Consider the following 14819-nt stretch of genomic DNA (forward strand, 5'->3'; position numbering starts at 1 on the left):
CCGTTAAGCCTTAAGGCTTAACGGGCTCTCTCTTTTCTTTTATCTGCATCGGATTCCCGCCAGCAAAAGCACCAGGCGGCACATCGCGATGGACAAGTGTAGCAGCTGAAATAATGGCGCCATCCCCAATCGTTACACCAGGAAGTATGGTGCTGTTGGCACCGATCATTACATTATCACCGATGATCACTTCTCCAAGACGATATTCTTCAATTAAATATTCATGGGCGAGAATAACGGTGTTATAGCCAATAATCGTATTGCGGCCAATCGAGATGAGTTCCGGAAACATAATATCTGGGACTACCTTGTAGGCAAGCGCTGTTTGTTTATCAATCTTCATGCCAAGAAATGTGCGGTATAGGCTATTTTTCACTCTCATAAAAGGGATAAAACGGCCGATTTCAATAATTGCTGTATTTTTAAACGTTTTCCAAAACGAGACGGTTTTATAAATATTCCAGAGCGAATTGGCCCCTTCCACTTTATACCGTTTCGTCTTTCTCACTTTTCCGGTACCCCGATCTTTACAATATCTAAAAGATCAGGCATCGCATCGAGCATATAATCCGGCTGAAAAGACTGCAAAAACTCTTTTCCTTTAACAGACCAGGCTACACCAGCTGTTAGGGTACCGGCATTTTTTCCCCCTTCAATGTCGTGGAAGTTATCGCCGATCATCATCGCTTCCTCTGGCTGAGAACCAACCTCCTGTAATGCTTTTAATAACGGTTCTGGATGTGGTTTCGGATGAGTGACATCGTCTAAAGCTACAATCGTATCAAAAAATGGATATAAGTTAGTTAATTTAAGCCCTTTAATGACTGTGTCTCGCAGCTTGGTTGAAACGATAGCGAGCTTAAAATTATTTTCTTTCAATGTACGAATTGTTTCATATACACCGTCAAATTCAGTGACGAGCAAATCATGGTTCTCAAGATTAAATGTTCGGTAGCGAGTCACCATTTCTTCTACACGTTCAGCATCAATACTGGAAAACGTTTCAACGAGAGTGGGTCCCATAAATGGATAAACGTCTTCACGTTTATATTGTTCAGGAAAATAATGATTCAACGTATGCAAAAAAGAAGAAATAATTAATTCATTTGTATTAATAAGGGTACCATCCAAATCAAAAAGCAATGTTGTTATTTTTGTCATGATAGTTTTGCTTCCTTTCTTTGAACCAATTCAGTCGGCTTCCATAGGGAAGACACAACAAGCGTCAGTAGAATAGCTGTAACTAAGCGAATTAAAAATAGAGCGAGTAATGGCCAACCTGTAATACCGAGCGGCATGAATATTACCGTATCTTCTACGACTGCATGGCATGCTACTAGGAAAATCATTGCAAGCGTCACATCCCTGCCGCTTACCCCATCCTCTTTCACCGCTTGAATCATGACAGCAGATCCGAGCGCGAGTCCGAAAAGCAAGCCGGATGCCAATGTCATAGACGTATTTTCTTTCATTCCAAGTAAACGGGTCACAGGAGCCATCCAGCGCGAAAAGGCATCAAGCCACTTTAAGTCCTTTAAAATTTGGATAGCGAGCATCAAGGGCATAACAATTAAAGCCAGCTGAAAAATGCCATACCCTGCTTTTTCAAGACCAAGCATGAAAATTTCCCCCCAGCCATTGGGTTCTGCCTGCAGCGGCGGAGCCATACCATATTGCGCTATGCCACTCCCTCCACGCCAAACCAAGTTAATAATCAGGGCGGATGCAACCGCAAGCCCTAGCCTTACTGCTAAAATGACGGGCAATTTTACGCCAACCCGAGCAGCCACGCTTGATTCAATAAACAGATTGTGTGAAAAAGACAGCATGACAGCTAAAATGAACACTTCTTTAACTGTCAAATCCAATGATAAAATGGCTCCAATGGCCGCATATAAATTTAAAAAGTTGCCGAGCACAAGCGGAATGGAAGCATCACCTGATAATCCAAATATCCGCATAACTGGGCTGATCGCATTCATCAGCCACGGCAATATCGGTGTATATTGGAGCAGCGTGACAATGAGGGTAATTGGAAAAATAATTTTACCGAGCAGCCATGTTGTTTTTACCCCTGAAAACAGACCGTTTCTTAACGTGTTCCCCATATTATCCCCCTTGTTCATTCATTCACTAAACTATTGTAAGGCAGCTGTTTGCCTTTTTGCCTGCGGCGGATAAGCAAAATAAGGACAGCTGATACTAAAAGGACAAGTGAAATCACCTGAGCAATCCTCAGTGAATCAGTCAGCATCAGACTATCTGTCCGGAGTCCTTCAATAAAGAAACGCCCGATGGAGTACCAAATAACGTAAGATAAAAACAATTCTCCCCGCTTTAAATTCACTTTCCGCAAGCTTAACAGCAATATCAAACCGACAAAATTCCATATCGATTCATACAAAAAAGTCGGGTGATAGTAATGACCGTCTATATACATTTGATTAATAATAAAGTCAGGCAAGTGCAGGCCCTCTAAAAAAGACCTTGTCACTTCGCCGCCATGGGCCTCCTGATTCATAAAGTTTCCCCAGCGGCCAATTGCTTGCCCTAAAATGATGCTGGGGGCCGCTATATCAGCCAGCTTCCAGAACGAAACACGTTTGACTTTCGAAAAAATAACAGTGGTAACAACTGCACCGATTAACGCACCATGGATGGCAATTCCGCCATTCCAAATTTTAATGATGTCTCCCGGATGCTGGGAATAGTATTCCCATTGAAATAAAACATAATAAATACGTGCTGAAATAATAGCAATCGGGATGGCCCAAATCAGCAAATCGGCAAATGTATCTTTTGGCAACCCAAGCCGGTCGCCTTCTTTTACAGCTAAATAAAAACCGAGTGCAATACCAAGACCGATAATGAGACCGTACCAATGAACCTGAAGCGGCCCAATCGCGATCGCAATCGGATCAAGCGGATAGCCTTCCATTCTTTTTCCCCTTTCTGCTTGCAGCCCTTGTTACATAAAATCAGTGTCGCGCTCACTGATGACATTGGCTAGCTTATCTGTAAAATCCTTCGCTGTATTAATTCCCAGACGTTTTAAGCGGAAATTCATTGCGGCTACTTCAATAATAACGGCTATATTTCTGCCTGGACGGACAGGAATAGTGATTTTTGTGATTTCCGTGTCAATTATTTTCAGCTTGTCTTCCTCAATGCCCAGACGGTCATATTGTTTTTTAGAATTCCACAGCTCCAAGTGGACATTCAGGGTAATTCTTTTTGTACTCCTAATAGCACTCGCGCCAAATAAGGTCATGATATTAATAATGCCGAGCCCGCGAATCTCAAGTAAATGCTCAATAAGTTCCGGTGCGCTGCCGACAAGCGTATCGTTGTCTTCCTGGCGGATCTCTACACAGTCATCGGCCACGAGGCGATGCCCTCTTTTAACGAGATCAAGGGCGGCCTCACTTTTACCGACACCACTTTGCCCGGTAATGAGCACGCCTACACCATAAATATCAACAAGCACACCATGAACGGCTGTTGTCGGTGCCAACATTCTTTCCAAGTAATTCGTCAGTTTGCTGGAGAGCCTTGTAGTAGTCAGTTTTGACTTCATTACGGGGACTGCATGCCGTTCAGAAGCTTCAATTAATTCTTTCGGCACTTCCAGTTCACGTGAGATAATAATTGCTGGTGTCTGGTCATCACATAGCCTTTCCATTCTCTCCAGCTTTTCATCTGGATGAAGCTTTTGAAAAAAGGTCAGCTCTGTCATGCCAAGCAGCTGCACACGCTCTTTTGGATAATAATCAAAAAAGCCGGCAAGCTCAAGTCCTGGGCGAGAAAGATCGCTCGTTATAATCGGACGATGGATGCCGTCTTCACCGCTAATTAGCTCCAAGTCTAGGTTTTCTAGCAAATCAGATGTACGCACTTTAGCCACTGTTTTTCCTCCTCATCATGGCAGTCTGATTCCATTGTAACATTTTTGCGGGGGGCAATTAAAATGAAGAATTAGAATTTTTTATTTACAGGCTGTTAAAGTGTCCTTTTTCTTTGCTAATCAGCATGTATAAAATGAAAAAATGATAGGGAGGAAAGCTGATGAAAATTATGATCGATGCGGGGCATGGCTATTCTACTCCAGGCAAAAGAACGCCGGATGGCATGAAGGAATTTGAATTTAACCGAAGTGTGGCTATCTTGATTAGAAAAAAGCTGGAGGAAAGAGGAGCAAGTATCACTTTCTCTCACTCAGACACAGAAGATGTCCTCCTCGATAGAAGGGTGTGGAAAGCAAACAACTGGAAAGCCGATCTCTTTCTATCCATCCATGCAAATGCTTATGGAAACGACTGGAATAACGCTAATGGTATTGAAACGTTTATCCATTCTTCACGCCCCAAACAGGCAGAAACTGTAGCAACAGCCATCCAGAAACGCCTGGTTGCGCTCACGGGACGTAAAAACCGTGGGGTAAAGACCGCAAACTTCTATATACTCAAAAAGACTCTCATGCCAGCTGTTCTTGTGGAAGCAGGATTCATGACCCACGCTGAAGAAGCACGCCTTCTGCGAACAGACACGTATAGAGAACTATGCGCCCGTGGAATAGTCGAAGCTATAGAAAAAATATATAAGCTGTCTATTCGCTAACAGCTAAAAGCCAGGCTTCTCCTCTTCTCTTCAAACATTTAGTCGAACAAAGAGAATGAGAGTTACCTGGCTTTCTTCCGGAACAGTTATTTATTTTTTTTAAATACTGTCACCTGAAGGATAAGATTGACTAATGCCATAATCACCGCAATGAACAATGCCATTCCAAAACCGGCAATGTCAAACGCCGATCCCATAATATTGTCTGTTAAAAGCAAGGTGATAGCATTGATAACAAATAGAAACAGCCCGAGTGTTAAAAAGGTAATAGGCAAAGTAAAAAGAACAAGCAGCGGCCGAACAATCATATTTAGGATTGATAAGATAAAACTGGCGATAACCGCTGATGAAAAATTATCTACATGCAGTCCCGAAAAATAGCCTGAAATGGCAATAAACAACACTGCATTCACTAAAATGCCTATAATCCAATTCATCTTAATCACTTACCTTCAAAAATAGACGGTGGTTCATCATCTCCGCTATTATCGTTTTCATGAAAAGCTGTTGTCTTGACAGAAACAGATCCCGTTTTCGTTTCTGCCTCGATCGTCACTTGCCCAAGTGTTTCCTTTTCACTTTCAAAACGAATAAGCTTCTGAACCATTTCCTCTTTTTCCGTTACTTTTTTCAGCCCCGTTTCAGGAAGATGTAAAGAGCCGAGATTTGTGCGTAAAATCCCTTTCATTGCCATATGTTCAGGCACATATATTTCAATATTGCCGGTCACAGCTTGGGCTTTTACTGTATGGGCTGCATCAGACTTTAAATCGCAAAGCACATTTCCGTTAAATGACTTAATCTCCGTGTAGCCAACAGAACCGACTACGTGAACGGCTCCATTAAAGGAACTGGCTTCTACTTTCCTTGCTTCACAGTCAATAAAATAAACTTGGCCATTACCTGTTTCTGCTTCAAATTCATTTACTTGTGATTTCTTTACTTCAATTTTGCCGTTTGCTGTTTTTACCTCGAGATCCTGCACTTCCATATCACGCATGCTAAATGACCCATTAAACAACTTGACAGAAATGTTGTTAATAGCCGCTTCAGGCACATACAAAACCGTATCAACTTTCATCAGTTTTAAACCGACTGAGAATGAGAGCTTATCTTCACGTGCGTAAAAGACACTATTTTTAATAAATGACTCCCGCGCTTCATCCTCACTATCCGCCCCGTACATCTTGATCTGGCACTCTGCTTTTACCCCATTTTCCTGCCAAGGCTTAATAGTGAAGCTGCCGCTTGCAGTCTCTGCCTTAATGCGCTTCGGTAAAAAATCATTTTCTTGGAATGTGTGAGTGAATTCTACTGTTTTTCCAAGTGGAAACTCAAAGTCTTTTAATTTTTGTACAGTGGACTGAACAAATTGAAACAGCTTGTCTTTCGGCTGGTTAACAGAACTGTCTGCTTGGCTATGTGATTGCTCACTTTGCTTTTCTCCGCTGCCAGTCAACTTTTGGCCCAAGTTGAGCAATTCATCAAAGAAATTATCTCTGCGCTCTTTACGGGCCTGCTGGGAAGGCTCCTTATCAAGCGCCTCCAGCAAGGTTAACCCTTCACTTGCTGAAATTAAGCCTGCTTCTACCATTTCCAAAATTCTTTTTTTCTCTTCGTTCATTTCAGGCACTCCATTCATTAGGAATTGGTTTTCTGTTCATTCTTACGAAGATAAAAGAAAAAGGTTTCATTCTTTTCCTAAGCTGTTACGAAACGCTTGCTTTCTTGGTTTTATTTTCACAGGCTCTCCATTGGACCTTACTCTCGAAAAACAAGCGTTTCTAATTAGACTGATAGCCGTGCGGAAGCCAATTATACGGATAGCCTCCGAAAAGTGCTCAATCTTTTCAGCTTTCGATGTACTGCTCTCTTTCTCGTTCGCGCGCTAACACTCTATGCAAATAACGGCCGGTATATGACCCTTCTGCTTCTGCAACTTCCTCAGGTGTACCGACTGCAACAATGGTTCCCCCCTTATCGCCACCTTCAGGTCCAAGATCGATGATATAATCGGCTGTCTTAATCACATCGAGATTATGCTCAATGACGAGAACAGTATCACCATTTTCGACAAGGCGCTGTAAAACAGTTAGCAGGCGGGAAATATCATCTACATGAAGACCCGTCGTCGGCTCATCCAAGATATAAAATGAACGTCCGGTCGAACGGCGATGCAATTCAGAAGCGAGTTTTACGCGCTGCGCCTCCCCTCCTGACAGCGTCGTTGCCGGCTGGCCCAGCTTAATATAACCAAGACCAACATCAGCGATGGTTTGCAGCTTGCGCTTGATTTTAGGGATATTCTCAAAAAACTCAAGCGCATCTTCGACTGTCATAGCGAGCACATCAGCGATGTTTTTGCCTTTATATTTCACTTCAAGCGTTTCACGGTTATAACGCTTGCCATGGCAGACTTCACACGGTACATACACATCCGGCAGGAAATGCATTTCAATTTTAATAATCCCGTCACCGCGGCAAGCTTCACAGCGGCCACCCTTGACATTAAAGCTGAAACGACCTTTTTTATAGCCCCGAACTTTCGCTTCATTCGTCGTAGCAAATACGTCGCGAATATCGTCAAACACACCTGTGTATGTGGCTGGATTTGAGCGCGGGGTCCGCCCGATCGGTGACTGGTCAATATCAATCACTTTGTCAAGGTGTTCAATCCCCTTGATTGTCCCATACTTACCTGGCCTTTGTTTGGAACGCTGCAGCTTTTGAGCAAGTGCTTTATGCAGAATATCATTGATTAACGTACTTTTACCTGAACCAGAAACGCCTGTAACAGCAATAAATGTTCCAAGCGGGAATTTAACTTTTACATTGCGTAAATTGTTCTCTTTTGCCCCGGTCACCTCAACCCATCGTCCATCCGACTTGCGGCGTTCTGCCGGCAGCGGGATAAATTTCTTCCCTGATAAGTATTGGCCGGTCAGCGAGGCTGGATCATTCATCACCTCTTCTGGCGTACCTGCTGAAACAATCTGCCCACCATGTACGCCAGCACCCGGTCCTACATCTATTAAATAATCGGCTGCCATCATCGTATCCTCGTCATGTTCGACAACGATTAATGTATTACCGATGTCGCGCATATTTTGCATCGTGCTGATCAGGCGATCGTTGTCCCGCTGGTGCAGACCGATTGATGGCTCATCAAGAATGTAAAGAACACCTGTCAGCCGCGAACCAATTTGGGTAGCAAGACGAATCCGCTGCGCTTCCCCGCCTGAAAGCGTACCGGCTGAGCGGCTTAATGTCAGGTAATCAAGACCGACATCGACTAAGAAACCAAGCCGTTCACAGATCTCCCGTAAGATTAATTGAGCAATCTGCGTTTCTTTTTCTGTCAGGGACAGATCCGCGAAAAACTGCTTCACTTCTTCAATTGAAAAGTCGGTTACTTCGCTAATATGCAGGCCATTAATTTTGACGGCGAGACTTTCTTTTTTCAAACGGTAGCCCTTACATGTCGGACATTTTTGCTCCCTCATGTATTTCTCCATTTGCTCCCGAATAAAATCCGAGCTTGTTTCTTTATATCGGCGCTCAATGTTAGTAAGAACTCCCTCGAAAATAATATGGTTTTCGCGAATTTGACCAAAATCATTTTCATAACGGAAATGAATGCGATCCCGTCCAGAGCCATTTAAAATCTTTTCAAGCTGCTCTTTCGATAAATCCTTTACTGGTACATCCATAGGGATGCCATAATGGCGGCAGACCGCTTCCAGCAGTTGTGGATAATATTGAGAACTTGTCGGTTCCCATGGGGCAATCGCATGTTCTTTTAAACTCAAATCAGGATTAGGAATGACAAGATCAACATCTACTTTTAATTTAGACCCAAGTCCATCACACGTCGGGCAAGCTCCGAATGGACTGTTAAAAGAAAACATGCGCGGTTCCAGTTCTCCAATGGAAAATCCGCAATGCGGACAGGCGTGATGCTCTGAGAACAATAATTCCTCGCGGCCAATAACATCGATAATTACATTGCCCTCACCAAGCTTTAAAGCGGCCTCAAGAGAATCAGCCAACCTTGATTCAATGCCTTCTTTAACAACAACACGGTCAATAACTACTTCAATAGAATGCTTTTTATTTTTTTCAAGTTCAATTTCTTCCTCTACTTCTCGCATTTCTCCGTCTACACGCACACGGACATATCCTTGCCGTTTAATGTCCTCAAACACTTTCACGTGTGTGCCTTTACGGCCGGAAACAATAGGAGCCAGCACCTGCAGTTTCGTCCGGTCTTCATATTGCATAATGCGGTCTACCATCTGCTCGATCGTCTGAGAGGTAATTTCGACCCCATGAACTGGACAAAACGGATGGCCAATACGAGCAAACAATAGACGTAAATAATCATAGATTTCCGTAACAGTTCCAACCGTTGAACGGGGATTCCGGCTTGTCGTCTTTTGATCAATAGAAATAGCCGGGGACAGCCCTTCAATAGCATCAACATCTGGCTTATCCATTTGTCCAAGAAATTGGCGGGCGTACGCAGATAAAGATTCCACATAGCGGCGCTGTCCCTCCGCATAAATTGTGTCGAACGCCAGCGATGATTTCCCCGATCCAGACAGGCCCGTCAAAACGACGAGCTTGTCCCGCGGGATGGTAATATCAATATTTTTTAAGTTATGCGCTCTTGCCCCTTTTACAGTAATTTTATCTATTCCCATATCAAAGTCATCCTTCCGATTTCAACTCTAGCAATGCGTCGCGCAGCTGGGCAGCCAATTCGAAATCAAGCGCTTTGGCTGCTGCTTTCATCTCGCTTTCCATGTTGGCAATTAGGCGATTTCTCTCTTGAGGTGTAAGTTTTTTCTTAGAAGCTGCTGTTTCATAGCTCTCCACTTCTTCAGCAGCGTGGGTGGCCCGAATAACATCACGAATATCTTTTTGAATGGTCTGCGGTGTAATGCCATGCTCTTCGTTATATGTTTGCTGAATCTCCCGGCGCCGTTTTGTTTCTTCTATGGCTTTAGCCATCGAGTCCGTTACTTTATCTGCGTACATAATGACGTGCCCGCCAGCATTGCGAGCTGCCCGACCCATCGTCTGGATAAGTGAACGCTCAGAGCGAAGGAAACCTTCTTTATCAGCATCCAATATAGCTACAAGTGATACTTCAGGAATATCCAGTCCCTCTCTCAGCAAGTTAATGCCAACAAGCACATCAAATTTGCCAAGCCGGAGATCACGAATGATCTCTATCCGTTCAAGCGTCTTAATTTCCGAATGCAAGTATTGAACTTTTATACCAATCTCCTTTAAATAATCTGTTAAATCCTCGGACATTTTCTTCGTCAATGTAGTCACAAGCACCCGCTCGTTCCGAGCAGTTCGTTCGTTAATTTCATTCAATAAATCATCGATCTGTCCTTCAATCGGGCGGACATCCACTGTCGGATCAAGCAGGCCGGTCGGGCGGATAATTTGTTCTGTCATATGCGGCGTGTGTTCGATCTCGTAAGGTCCTGGCGTTGCTGATACATAGACGATTTGATTTACATGATCCTCAAACTCTTCAAATTTTAACGGACGGTTGTCTTTGGCGGATGGCAGACGAAAACCGTGATCGACAAGCACCTGCTTACGCGCCTGGTCACCATTGAACATACCGCGGATTTGCGGAAGAGTAACGTGCGACTCATCGACAACAATTAAAAAGTCATCTGGAAAGTAATCAAGAAGCGTATAAGGCGTAGAACCAGGGGGCCGCAAAGTTAAGTGGCGGGAATAATTCTCAATCCCCGAGCAAAAACCCATCTCGCGCATCATTTCCAAATCATAGCGTGTGCGCTGCTCAAGCCGCTGTGCTTCAAGCAATTTATTTTCTGAACGCAAAATAGCGAGTTGCTCTTCCAACTCTTTTTCGATATTGCCAATCGCTATTTTCATTTTTTCTTCCCGCGTAACGAAGTGAGACGCCGGAAAAATGGCTACATGTTCACGGTCACCCATGATTTCTCCTGTCAATGCATCCACTTCACGGATCCGGTCAATTTCATCTCCAAAAAATTCCACGCGGATACAATGCTCATCTCGGGAGGCAGGAAAAATTTCCACAACATCTCCGCGAACGCGGAATGTTCCGCGCTTGAAATCAATGTCATTCCGTTCATATTGCACATCAACGAGCTTGCGCAGCAGCTGATTGCGTTCAATCTCCATTCCATTACGCAACGAAATGACAAGATCCCGATACTCTTCTGGAGAACCCAAACCGTAAATGCATGATACACTGGCAATGATGATGACATCATTCCGTTCAAATAATGACGAAGTTGCTGAGTGGCGAAGCTTATCAATCTCGTCATTGATGCTCGCATCCTTTTCAATAAACGTATCCGTCTGCGGAACATAGGCTTCCGGCTGGTAATAATCATAGTAGCTGACAAAATATTCAACAGCATTATTCGGAAAAAATTCCTTGAATTCACTATACAACTGGCCGGCAAGTGTTTTATTGTGGGCAATGACAAGTGTCGGCTTATTTACTTCTTTGATTACATTAGAGATCGTAAAAGTTTTCCCGGTTCCTGTCGCTCCAAGCAGCGTTTGATGTTTTTTCCCTTCTTTTATCCCTGAAACAAGCTCGGCGATAGCTCCTGGCTGGTCCCCTTGCGGACTGTATTTAGACACAATTTCAAATTGGTTTTTCACCTTTCAACCCCCTGACTTCTGGCAAATATATTGATTCTTTTATCTAAAACATCCTCTTAAAGTCTGTGCAATTTTCTAAGGTTAGTAATCATAATCCCCATTTTAGCATAAATAAAACCTGAATGGCTATTAATAAGCGTACGTATGTTCCTGTATTTTTCCATCGTAAAAAAAGCCTCTCCTTTAAGCAGAGAGGCTTTTTTACATTAAGATATCCATCCATATTTTAATAGCCGTAGCTGCTATTAAGATTGCCAGCAGCCACTGCAACACTTTGATATTCATTTTTTGTCCCGCTTTGGCGCCGAGCGGCGAGGCGATCACGCTAGCAACAATCATCACAAGCGCCGGGACAAACATCACTTGTCCGGTCATCAGCTTCCCACCCGCCGAACCAATCGACGAAATAAATGTGATTGCGAGTGAGCTGGCAATCGTCATTCTTGTCGGGATTTTTAAAACTACGAGCATGATCGGCACAAGTAAAAAGGAGCCGGCCGCTCCGACAATCCCGGCACCGATCCCTATGATAAGAGCAGAGAAAGAAGCAAGCCATTTATTAAACTCTACTTCCTCCATCGACCGATTATCCACATTTTTCCGCGGAATAAACATCATGATTGCAGCAAGGGCTGCCAGTAAGCCATATATAACGTTGACCGTCGATTCCGCCAGATGTTCCGAACCAAATCCTCCGACAAAACTTCCGGCGAGCACGGCAATCCCCATATACATAATTAATTTTTTGTTTAAATAATCGCTTTTCCGATAGGCCCACACGCCGGTCAGCGAAGCGAAAAGCACTTCCACTGCACTGATACCCGCCACTTCATGAGCAGTGAAAGCGCCAAAGCCAAGCATGGGCGGGAGGTATAAAAGCATTGGATATTTAATTATAGCGCCGCCAATTCCAACCATCCCTGACAGGAAAGAACCAATAAAGCCAATAAAAAAAAGAGCTGCCAGCCATCCGAATGACCAATCCATTCATTTGTCTCCCCTTTCCTGTCCCTCTATTTCCACGTGGTAATACCACCTGCTATGTTCGTAATCTTCTTAAATCCTTTTTTCTTTAGTAGGCGGGCTGCCTTCCGACTGCGCATACCGCTTTGGCACATAACAACAACTTCTCTTTCAGGGTCTAGTTCTTTTATGCGCGCAGATAGCTGCTGCAGCGGAAGGTTTTTAAAGCCTTTGATATGACTGGCTTTAAATTCTCCAGGTGTCCGGACATCAATCCATTGTTTATCTTTCTTTCTTATCTCCTTCTTTAACTCGTCAGCAGCGGCATTGCGCACTCCTGCAGCCGGCATCATATTTTTAATGGTTATAAAAATAAAGATAGCTAATATAAGATAAAAAATAAGCGTCATCTTCGCTCTCCCTTTACATATGGGGGTATTTTTTCAATCAAAAAATTAACGGCTCTTTACAAGCAGGTTAACTGCCTCTTTTACAAGAGAATCTGTCGGTTCTCCCTGCTCGATATTCGCACGTACGCACTGCTCTAAATTCCGGCTGACAATGAGGCCCATTGCACGGCTGATTGCACTCTCTATTGCGCTTAGCTGCGTAACAACGGCTGTACAGTCTACTCCCTCTTCCATCATGCCCATGACCCCGCGCACTTGTCCTTCAATGCGTTTCAATCGGTTTTTCAAGTCTTTGCCGTACTCCACAGAGAATCACCTCCACACATTATAACAATAGATTTTATCAAAATACGCAGTGTATCTTCCTATTATCTCCGTGAAACAGCACATTTCTGGGCCGTTCTTAAAAAAGCAGAGGGTGTCCGCATATCAATGCTTGTTGGACACCCAGATTAAATCAATTATTTAAGCAGCTCCATCACGGCATCTGGATCATAACCAAGAATCCACTGACCGTTTATTTCTGTCTGTGGTACTCCCATTTGTCCTGTCGTTTCTACAAGTCTCTGTGCAGCTTGCCGATCTTGCTGAACATTCACCTCAGTAAACGGGATACCTTGTTCCTTTAGAAAGTTTTTCATCATCGTGCAATATGGACAAGTATTTGTTGAATAGACGGTTACTTTGTTCATTTAAACTCCTCCTCGTTATAGTTGTACAATCGGGCCGTTTTCTTTTTTCCAGCCGGCAAAACCGCTTGCCATGTTTTCGACGTTTTTAAATCCCTTTGCCTGGAGCAAACTTGTGCCGATTGCAGAACGGGCCCCGGATTGGCAATGAACAATAATCTTCTTATCTTTCGGCAGGTTGGCTGCCTCCTCTTCCAAATAGCCAAGCATATAATGATGGGCGGTTGGAATATGTCCGGCTTCCCATTCTCCCTGTTGACGAATATCCACTACGTAGACATCATCCTTTTCATATTGAGCTTTTAACTGGTCAACATCAATGTTTATATACTTTTCGAGATCAGGTGCTTCACTTACTGTTCTTGGGCTGGCAAATGCCACAATTTTATCAAGCCCAATGGACTCAAGAGAATGCTGAATTTCAGTTGTTTGTTCTCTTGCTGCAATGACGACAAGCTTTTTATCATAGTCAAGAATCCAGCCGGCCCAGTTTGTGAAGATTTTTGTATACGGCAAGTTGATCGTACCTTCAATGTGTCCTTGAGCAAACTCATTGCCGAATCTGGTGTCAATGACAATGATATCTTCCTGACTTAAATATTGCTCCAAGCTTTCGTAGCTTTCTACATACGGAATTGTTTCATTCGTTAGCACAGCAGGGCCGACTTTATTAACTTTTTTCATGACCGCAAAATACTTTGGAGGCTCTGGCTGATCTTTCAGCAGTTCTTTTTGAAATTGTTCTTTATCCATTTCCTGCAAGGCCCAGTTGTTCGCCTTTTCATAGCCAACCGTTGAGAGCGGAACTGCACCAAGCGATTTGCCGCAGGCACTTCCGGCACCATGCCCCGGCCAGACAACTAAATAATCCGGCAGCTGCTTAAACTTTTGAATGGATTCATACATTTGTGCGGCTCCGGAATGAGCTGTTCCTTTTACTCCAGCTGCTTTTTCCAATAAGTCCGGACGGCCAACATCACCAACAAAGACAAAATCTCCTGTGAAAATACCCATTGGCTCAGCTGAACCGCTGCCTCTGTCTGTCAAAATAAAAGAAATACTTTCTGGGGTATGTCCAGGAGTATGCATTACTTTAAATTCCACGTTTCCAATCATGAAAACATCGCCATCTTTTACAAGCTTAGCAGAAAGGTGATCAGTGTACTGGTATTTCCAATTTTCATCCCCTTCATCTGATAGATATAATGTCACACCATAATCATTTGCCAGCTGGCGCGCTCCGGAAACAAAGTCAGCATGGATATGCGTTTCAGTTGCTGCTGTTAACCGGAAGCCCTCTTTTTTTGCTGTTTCTACATAAGGCGTAATATCACGCGCTGGGTCAATCACGATGGCTTCTCCTGTTTTCTGGCAAGCGACCATATAAGAATATTGAGCTAATTTTTCATCAAAATAAGAACGAAAAAACATTGCTTGACCCTCCTTTACC

15 protein-coding genes are annotated in these 14819 nt (G+C 43.6%); 1 reads left to right on the top strand and 14 read right to left on the bottom strand.

What is annotated here, in order from left to right; genetic code table 11:
• Positions 1 to 10: 10 nt before the first annotated feature.
• The 5 genes from CJ483_RS10490 to hprK are packed head-to-tail and all read right to left on the bottom strand — an operon-like array spanning position 11 to position 3904.
• Positions 11 to 508: an acyltransferase gene (locus CJ483_RS10490; protein ID WP_120034693.1), complete on the bottom strand. Its 498-nt coding sequence runs from the start codon at positions 506 to 508 to the stop codon at positions 11 to 13.
• Positions 505 to 1161 (bottom strand): pyrophosphatase PpaX, encoded by a 657-nt coding sequence (ppaX, locus tag CJ483_RS10495; RefSeq protein WP_120034695.1) that lies wholly within the window; start codon positions 1159 to 1161, stop codon positions 505 to 507. The genes CJ483_RS10490 and ppaX overlap by 4 nt, the downstream gene beginning before the upstream one ends.
• Positions 1158 to 2108: a nucleoside recognition domain-containing protein gene (locus CJ483_RS10500; protein ID WP_120034697.1), complete on the bottom strand. Its 951-nt coding sequence runs from the start codon at positions 2106 to 2108 to the stop codon at positions 1158 to 1160. The genes ppaX and CJ483_RS10500 overlap by 4 nt, the downstream gene beginning before the upstream one ends.
• Before the next feature lie 14 nt (positions 2109 to 2122).
• Positions 2123 to 2938, bottom strand: coding sequence for a prolipoprotein diacylglyceryl transferase (gene lgt / locus CJ483_RS10505; RefSeq protein WP_120034699.1), 816 nt, complete (start codon positions 2936 to 2938; stop codon positions 2123 to 2125).
• A 30-nt stretch (positions 2939 to 2968) separates the two neighbouring features.
• Positions 2969 to 3904: an HPr(Ser) kinase/phosphatase gene (gene hprK / locus CJ483_RS10510; RefSeq protein WP_120034701.1), complete on the bottom strand. Its 936-nt coding sequence runs from the start codon at positions 3902 to 3904 to the stop codon at positions 2969 to 2971.
• A 161-nt stretch (positions 3905 to 4065) separates the two neighbouring features.
• Between hprK and CJ483_RS10515 the strand changes: the two genes are divergently transcribed.
• Positions 4066 to 4617: an N-acetylmuramoyl-L-alanine amidase gene (locus CJ483_RS10515; protein WP_120034703.1), complete on the top strand. Its 552-nt coding sequence runs from the start codon at positions 4066 to 4068 to the stop codon at positions 4615 to 4617.
• A gap of 86 nt (positions 4618 to 4703) precedes the next feature.
• On the opposite strand, the gene CJ483_RS10520 is transcribed toward CJ483_RS10515, so the two are convergent.
• The 9 genes from CJ483_RS10520 to CJ483_RS10560 form a co-directional block, all read right to left on the bottom strand.
• The gene (locus CJ483_RS10520) at positions 4704 to 5054 is read right to left on the bottom strand and encodes a phage holin family protein (RefSeq protein ID WP_120034705.1); all 351 of its coding nucleotides are present in this window, start codon (positions 5052 to 5054) and stop codon (positions 4704 to 4706) included.
• Between the two features lie 5 nt (positions 5055 to 5059).
• Positions 5060 to 6241: a DUF4097 family beta strand repeat-containing protein gene (locus CJ483_RS10525; protein WP_182917020.1), complete on the bottom strand. Its 1182-nt coding sequence runs from the start codon at positions 6239 to 6241 to the stop codon at positions 5060 to 5062.
• Between the two features lie 226 nt (positions 6242 to 6467).
• The gene (uvrA, locus tag CJ483_RS10530) at positions 6468 to 9320 is read right to left on the bottom strand and encodes an excinuclease ABC subunit UvrA (RefSeq protein WP_120034709.1); all 2853 of its coding nucleotides are present in this window, start codon (positions 9318 to 9320) and stop codon (positions 6468 to 6470) included.
• A 7-nt stretch (positions 9321 to 9327) separates the two neighbouring features.
• On the bottom strand, positions 9328 to 11307 hold the full coding sequence (gene uvrB / locus CJ483_RS10535; protein WP_120034711.1) for an excinuclease ABC subunit UvrB: 1980 nt from the start codon (positions 11305 to 11307) through the stop codon (positions 9328 to 9330).
• Between the two features lie 201 nt (positions 11308 to 11508).
• Entirely contained in the window at positions 11509 to 12294 is a 786-nt protein-coding gene (locus tag CJ483_RS10540; RefSeq protein WP_120034713.1) for a sulfite exporter TauE/SafE family protein, read from the bottom strand.
• A 26-nt stretch (positions 12295 to 12320) separates the two neighbouring features.
• Positions 12321 to 12680: a rhodanese-like domain-containing protein gene (locus tag CJ483_RS10545; protein ID WP_120034715.1), complete on the bottom strand. Its 360-nt coding sequence runs from the start codon at positions 12678 to 12680 to the stop codon at positions 12321 to 12323.
• A gap of 45 nt (positions 12681 to 12725) precedes the next feature.
• Entirely contained in the window at positions 12726 to 12986 is a 261-nt protein-coding gene (locus CJ483_RS10550; RefSeq protein WP_120034717.1) for a metal-sensitive transcriptional regulator, read from the bottom strand.
• Positions 12987 to 13141: 155 nt separating this feature from the next.
• Positions 13142 to 13372: a glutaredoxin family protein gene (locus CJ483_RS10555; RefSeq protein WP_120034719.1), complete on the bottom strand. Its 231-nt coding sequence runs from the start codon at positions 13370 to 13372 to the stop codon at positions 13142 to 13144.
• A 15-nt stretch (positions 13373 to 13387) separates the two neighbouring features.
• Entirely contained in the window at positions 13388 to 14800 is a 1413-nt protein-coding gene (locus tag CJ483_RS10560; protein WP_120034722.1) for an MBL fold metallo-hydrolase, read from the bottom strand.
• Between the last annotated feature and the right edge of the window lie 19 nt (positions 14801 to 14819).

This window comes from Bacillus sp. PK3_68, assembly GCF_003600835.1.
In the GTDB taxonomy this organism is placed as follows: Bacteria; Bacillota; Bacilli; order Bacillales; family Domibacillaceae; genus Pseudobacillus.